Annotated in this window: 6 protein-coding genes; 3 read left to right on the forward strand and 3 right to left on the reverse strand. The window is 35.9% G+C overall.

Annotated features, from left to right (window positions below):
* Positions 1-546: 546 nt before the first annotated feature.
* Both HCUR_RS06515 and HCUR_RS06520 read left to right on the forward strand, forming a co-directional pair.
* A complete protein-coding gene (locus HCUR_RS06515; protein ID WP_104207282.1) occupies positions 547-918 on the forward strand; it encodes a hypothetical protein in 372 nt (123 codons plus the stop codon).
* 97 nt (positions 919-1,015) lie between these two features.
* Positions 1,016-1,621 carry a hypothetical protein gene (locus HCUR_RS06520; RefSeq protein ID WP_104207283.1) on the forward strand — a complete coding sequence of 202 codons (606 nt, stop codon included), beginning with the start codon at positions 1,016-1,018 and terminating at the stop codon, positions 1,619-1,621.
* Between the two features lie 755 nt (positions 1,622-2,376).
* Here the strand turns inward: HCUR_RS06520 and HCUR_RS06525 are convergent.
* Complete coding sequence (locus tag HCUR_RS06525; protein WP_104207284.1) at positions 2,377-2,769, reverse strand: hypothetical protein; 393 nt, start codon at positions 2,767-2,769, stop codon at positions 2,377-2,379.
* Positions 2,770-2,821: 52 nt separating this feature from the next.
* On the opposite strand from HCUR_RS06525, the gene HCUR_RS08820 reads away from it, so the two are divergent.
* Positions 2,822-2,986, forward strand: a complete 165-nt coding sequence (locus HCUR_RS08820; protein WP_165780835.1) for a hypothetical protein — start codon at positions 2,822-2,824, stop codon at positions 2,984-2,986.
* Between the two features lie 238 nt (positions 2,987-3,224).
* Here the strand turns inward: HCUR_RS08820 and HCUR_RS06530 are convergent, their stop codons facing one another.
* Together HCUR_RS06530 and tgt are read right to left on the reverse strand one after the other, a co-directional pair.
* Positions 3,225-4,175 (reverse strand): RluA family pseudouridine synthase, encoded by a 951-nt coding sequence (locus HCUR_RS06530; protein WP_104207285.1) that lies wholly within the window; start codon positions 4,173-4,175, stop codon positions 3,225-3,227.
* A 103-nt stretch (positions 4,176-4,278) separates the two neighbouring features.
* Complete coding sequence (tgt, locus tag HCUR_RS06535) at positions 4,279-5,472, reverse strand: tRNA guanosine(34) transglycosylase Tgt (RefSeq protein ID WP_207760967.1); 1,194 nt, start codon at positions 5,470-5,472, stop codon at positions 4,279-4,281.
* Positions 5,473-6,544: the final 1,072 nt, after the last annotated feature.

The raw sequence follows: 6,544 nt of genomic DNA on the forward strand, positions 1-6,544 counted from the left end.
TTACCTGCACGATACTGAAATCCTTCTTGGATCCTGCGTGAATTCTTCGTAGAGCCTTCTGTCTGCTCCCTCGATCCCCTCCCCTTTCTCTCCTCTTAAAGCTAACGCCTTCCGAAAAAGCATAAAAAAATAAAAAATACTGAACATGCAAAACGTTTCTTCCATCAATACGTAAATCTTTAAATAAAATTTAACTTTTTTCATAATTTTTTTGTACTGTAATTCATAATAGTTAAAAAACAAACAAAGTCAGCAAAAAAACAAATATCAAACTTGATTATTATTGAGTTAATATTTACAAATTATACAGTGTATTCTAGGATGCACTAGAAAAACATTTTGCATTACAAATCAATACCTCTGGAAAGCTTAATGTGTAGCACCTAGAATAGTAGAGTACAAACAATAGTTTCTAATTTCACCAACTTCAACACTATAACACCGCTGCTGTATACGTTTTTTCGCAATAGACTAAACCTTTCTTTGTCCGAATCTTGTAATAGATTATCTCCTATTTTATGTAAGAAATTGGAAAAATTCGAAGACATGTTTAAGTACAAAACTTACATTTCAGCTATGCAGAGTATCAGTAATCATTGGGTGAGAGAAGAGTTAAAAGAATCAAAATTGCTAGAAAAAAGTTACAAAAAAAAATGGCGGTCAAAAAAGATTCGAAGAAGAAGAAATATTGATGACAAAAAAATGCAAAAAGCCAGCATGCTAGAAATGGGACAAAAATTGAAAGAAGTAAGAAGACTAAAAATAAACCAAAATTTAAACGAAGGCCCATTACTAAAAAAAAGACGCACAGAGACTATCCAGGTACCCGATGAATTTAAAACTTTGACTTCAAATAAAAACCAAAAATTAGACGTAAAACTCAAGCGATGGATAGAAAGAAAAAAAGTAGACGAATAAAAACAGTATCGTATTTAAGCAAAAAATTTATAATTTAACTTATTTTTTTTCATAATATTTTATATTATAATTTATACTATTAAAAATAAATCAAACCATGAAAATAACAATAGCCTCTTTTATTCTTAGTGGGTTACTTTTTACCAATGATAAAGGGTATTGTTTCACTGAGGATGACTTAAAAAAATATTTTGCATCACAAATCAGCACCCCTGGAAAGCTTAATGTGCAGCACCTAGAACAGTATAGTAAAAAAATAGTTTCTAATCCTAATTACGACGACTTCAAAACTATAGCACCGCTCTTGTATGCGTTTTCCCGCAGTATACCGGACCTTCCTTTGTCCCAATGCTTTAAGAAATTGTCTTCTATTTTATGTAAAAAATCAGAAGAATCAAAAGAAACTCCTGCGTACAAAACTTGCATTTCAATTATGCAGAATATTAGTGATCATTGGGCGAGAGAAGAGTTAGAACAAGCAAAATTGCTAGAAAAAAAGTTGAAGGAAGAAAAATTACTCAACGAAACATTGGAAAAACAAAAATTGCTAGCAAAACGGGTGCAAGAAGCCAGAGCTCTAGAAATAGAACAAAAGTTGAAAGAGGTAAGACGGCTAGAAATAGAACAAAAATTGAAAGAACAAGAATTACTAAAAAAAAGGCGCACAGCAATTACCAAAATACCTGATCAATTTAAAATCTGACTTCAAATAAAGACCAAAAATTATCGGTAAAACTGAAGTAATGAATAGAAAAGAATCTTTTTTTAATCAAGGAGTGTTTTCCCTCTCTTTTTTCGGGGAATGTAAAGAGCCTAAGCTTATATCTTTTAAACCCATAGTCTAAGACTAGACTGTAAATCAGTACTCGTGCGACGGTCCAGTCCATTACCCCTTCGAAGGATTTTTTTTCCTTACATTATAATCGTAACAAAACAGAACTCTTCATCTTTTTTCTTTGATAATTTATTGAGCAAGTTTAGAACGATATAGCATAACGTAATGAAGATAATATTAAAATTTTTGTTCTTTAGTGCACCACTCTTACTTAATGATAAAGGACACCCTTTTGATAAGAATAAAATTGAAAAAATTTTAACGACTATCCTAAAATAAAGACGATTGTTTTGGACTCAACTTTTGAAAAATAAAACACTTTTAGAGAATATTGTAGAAAATTTCTGCCCTAGGGAAATCTCACGTCCCAAAGTCGCTTACGATTTTTGTGCCCATTACCTTAATTCCACAGCATGTTCAAAATTTTTTAAAAGCTATATAAAAAAGATTTCAGAAACAAGAAGAATATAAAAAAACAAGAATCAGATAAAGATAAAAAGATCAAATATACGATAAAAAAACTGAAAAAGTACACATTTCATTTCACAAAAATAAAAAGACGTACTCGTTTGATGCGCAAGAACTGAAAAATATTCTTCAAAAATTGGAAAAAATTAAAGATTTTAGAATGTGTTAATATTTATAATTAAGTGTTGTAATAAGAGGAGATAAGATTGCAAGGGATATGAGACGACCAATGATAAGAAATAAAAAAAGTTTTCCTGGGAAAGAAGGGGATTCAGAACGTACTGGTAACGATAGGGTGTAAGCTGTCTGAAAGCCACAATCGCCTCTTCTTCTGTCTCTGATAGAACTGTAGATTTTATCTTTTTAGGTTCCATCGGAAGGTCTTTCGTATCTTCTCTTTTTCTCCACTTGAGGATTGTTTTTGGGTTAACATTAAATCTTTTAGCCGCTTTTCCTATGCTCTTTTTACTATCACGGATCTCTCTACGGATTGCCTCCGTTGTTCTGGCATTTTCGTGTAATACTTGTCCCATAAGCTTTTTCTCCATGCATTATTATCTTCATAATATATACCATAACTCTCTGGGATCAAACATGTGGATGGGCGCGTATCATTGTGGAATCAATTATGATCCATTGCGTATCAGCATCTGCTGCCAGAGTACTAAAAATTATTTACCACACACCGGCTTTGGAGCATCTTATAAACCGTTTCTGAACCCTCAAGCATTTTCTGTAAGATCCTGGCAAGGCACGTCACGCTGAACCCTTTCAGGCAATCCCTATCGTTACCAGTACGTCCTGAATCCCCTTCTTTCCAAGGCAACTTTTCTTTTATTCCTTCCCATTGGTCGTCTGGTATTCTTTGGAATATTATCTCCTCTTGTAACTAAATACCTTAATTTTACAACACTTAATTATAAATATCGACATATTTTGGCTTCGTTAAAATTTGTTCACACACCCTAAGCACAGTAAAAGATAAATTTTTATAAGACTTAAGCTAAAAATAATGATGCAAAAAAGTCATCATATCTTCAGGAAGTTCACGCGTAATACACAAGGGGTGGAACGTTATAGGATGAACAAACGATAATTGATACGCATGAAGCCCTTGACGTGGTAAATCTTTGTGGGAACGACTGTACACCTGATCTCCAACAATACCGTGCCCTAAATGAGACAAATGAACACGAATTTGGTGCGTTCTTCCAGTCTCTGGAAAACATTCTAAAAAGCTATATTTACCACACTGAGATCGCATTTTTGTACGATAACGGGTTATGGAGTATTTTCCCTTGGTCAAGCTCACAGACATGCGTAAAGGCTGTCTTGGATCTCTCCCAATGTTCACCTCAATACGCCCTAAAGGGGGAACAGGAGCACCATAAACAATAGCCCAATAGGTTTTATACACACTGCGTTGTGCAAATTGTGTACTTAAGTGATGATGCGCCACATCATGTTTTGCCACCAAAAGCACACCACTGGTAAATTGATCTAATCGATGCACAATTCCCGGACGCTGTAAGCCTCCCAAGTGAGAGAGCTGATCTTGACAGTGCGCAAGAAGACCGTGCACTAAACTATCTTCTCGATGTCCCATAGAAGGGTGTACTACCTGGCCCGCTGGTTTGTTGATGACCATAATGTCTTCATCTTCGTAGAGAATCTCTAAATTCATAGCGATCGGTTTCAATACGGAAGGCTGAGATTGAGGAATTTCAATGCGAAATAAAGTCCCCAAAGACACTTTCATAGATTGGTGTTTTTTAGATAAGATCCCTAAAGGACTCTCTACATACCCCGCTTCTAGGACGTTTTGAATAAAGACTCGACTATAATGCGGTAGGCACTTTACTAAAAATTTATCCAATCGCATCCCGCAAAACTCAGGAGTGACCCAAAGCTCTAGGACGCACCTCTCTCCCTGGGAAGGAATAAAATTTTTCATAGGATTTTTCCGGTTTGAAGAAACTTCAAAAGTAAATTTTTAGCTGGATTAAGTATAACCTCTCCATACAGCGGAGTCTTATGGCCCTGGGAAGGATTAAATTTCATCGTCCTAACCAGTGAGTACGCACCTGCGCTACACTATCCGCAGCAATACCTTCTCGAATCGCCGCCATCATAGTATTCATAAAAAACACATTATGCAGAGTAAGACAAGCACCTCCGGTGATTTCTTTTGATTTCATTAAATGGTGAAGATAGGCCCGAGTATATCTTTGACACGTAGGGCATAAACAGCTTTCATCAATGGGACGATGGTCATTTCTAAAACAGGATTTCAAAAGATTAATAGAAGTACGCGCGTGATAAGACTCTTGAGCACTCTTCCAATAGTGCGGCATGATCAACGCACCCCCATGACGCCCTAATCGTGTAGGAATTACACAATCAAAAGTATCAATTCCCTTCATTACACCATCAAAAATATCCTCAATTTTTCCAATACCTAACAAATGAATGGGGCGGTTTAGACACAATCCTTCTAAGGCCATATCTAACACTTCTCCCATTTCTTTAGAAGTTGTGCCCAAGGACCCCCCAATACCATGACCAAAAAAATCTGTGGCATTTAAAAACTCTACACTCGTGCGTCTTAATTGTGGATAAATTCCTCCCTGAGAGATACCATAAAGTCCTTGGTAAGATTTTTTATAAGGTGCATCCTCTCTTAAAAATTCACTCAAAGAGCGCTGTGCCCATCGATGACTGCGCTCCATAGCAACACGAGTTTGATCATAGGAAATATGGTACGGAGTACATTCATCTAATGTAAAAATGCAATCTGCCCCCAAAGCTTGTTGAACATGAATAGAAAGTTCTGGGGTAAGACACCATTTAGTTCCATCACGATAACTAAAAAATTCTGCTCCTTTTTCGGAAATTCGAAGATAGCGCTCTGATCGTGGAGATCCTTTGATCTCTTGAGATACACAACCATACCCAAGACTAAAAATTTGGTATCCACCTGAGTCTGTATAGGTCGGACCTCGCCATCCCATAAAAGCGCCTAAACCTCCGGCCTGGGCAATCACATTAGGTCCAGGATGTAACATTAAGTGATACGTGTTCGCTAAAAGCACAGGTGTTCTAAGAGTTTCCATCGCTTGAGCATCTATTCCTTTAATGGTAGCTTTCGTAGCACAAAAAAAGAAACATGGCGTAGAAATATTCCCGTGCGCTGTCACGAGAGTGCCCAAACGACCATAGGGCGTAGTTTTTTGTAATACAAAGTAAGGCAATTGCACAGAAAATTCTAACTAGGATCATTATCAATCATCTTAACAAAATATTGTTCCTTATCATAGTTGCAAAGCCTAAACCTACACATTTTTTTGAAGTACTTAATAAAATATTTATAAATACATGGAATGTTTACGGATACTAACCTGAGTAAATTTTTATAAATTATTTTTTTCTCTATGCAAGATGGGCAAAAACTATTTACTTTAACAGATCTAAATTTTTAGCAGTACAGCCACTCCCAATACACCCGTTCTGCTCAGTACGGAAACCATCTAACATCAAGTACAGGTAATTTTTAATTCCAAGATGCTTACACGTTACTTCATTAATAGTGTTATACTTAAATAGCTTTGATTAGGAAAAAAAATCCAAAGTGCTCCATAATCATAGGATATTTTACTTGATCCATTATTGACCCAGAATGTTTCTATAGAATTTAGATCTAAGGCAGAAATAAATTAACTTTACGCTCTACGAATTTTATGAGTTCTCTTGTTTTCTCGCTTTATGAAAGGGAGCATCATCCCAAATCACGCTAGAGTGGCGCACTTCTATTAATATTTATTTTTTCTATCTAAGATTCAAAATAAAATGGCATTATAGAAACCATAAAATATCATCAAAAGTATAAATTTTTTCAAAATAACCTTTAATAAATCAGAACCTACACATAAAACCAAGGGACATAAGGAAAAAATTGAGATAAATTGTGAATTATGAAAGAAACACGCAGCACTTAAGGTGCAAGCCGTGAAGGTCCAGGATCGTTACCTAATGAAGACCGTCCTTTAATCCCTTTAATGGGCACACGCTTACTGAAGACCTAATCTGGAACCCATCGCTTGAATGGCCTCCAAGAGTATATTGACAGGCTCAGGGATACAATATTTTGATTTCACTCATAACTTCACCCCAGTCATGAGCCTAATCAGCGCTTATGGGATGCCTTGTTCCTAACTCAATGTAAACTATGTTTTATCCAAATTTTCGAGCTTTGGCACAGCAGCCAGTGACGTCATCAGTATTGAGGGTAACACCATTGGCAACAGCGACACAGATAACGCCTTC

This window comes from Holospora curviuscula, assembly GCF_002930195.1.
In the GTDB taxonomy this organism is placed as follows: Bacteria; Pseudomonadota; Alphaproteobacteria; order Holosporales; family Holosporaceae; genus Holospora; species Holospora curviuscula.

Bases quoted from the DNA above. Each gene is read 5' to 3' on its own strand.
- HCUR_RS06525 (WP_104207284.1), bottom strand. From the start codon at position 2,769: ATGGAGAAAAAGCTTATGGGACAAGTATTACACGAAAATGCCAGAACA.
- HCUR_RS08820 (WP_165780835.1), top strand. From the start codon at position 2,822: ATGGGCGCGTATCATTGTGGAATCAATTATGATCCATTGCGTATCAGC.
- HCUR_RS06530 (WP_104207285.1), bottom strand. From the start codon at position 4,175: ATGAAAAATTTTATTCCTTCCCAGGGAGAGAGGTGCGTCCTAGAGCTT.
- HCUR_RS06515 (WP_104207282.1), top strand. From the start codon at position 547: ATGTTTAAGTACAAAACTTACATTTCAGCTATGCAGAGTATCAGTAAT.
- HCUR_RS06520 (WP_104207283.1), top strand. From the start codon at position 1,016: ATGAAAATAACAATAGCCTCTTTTATTCTTAGTGGGTTACTTTTTACC.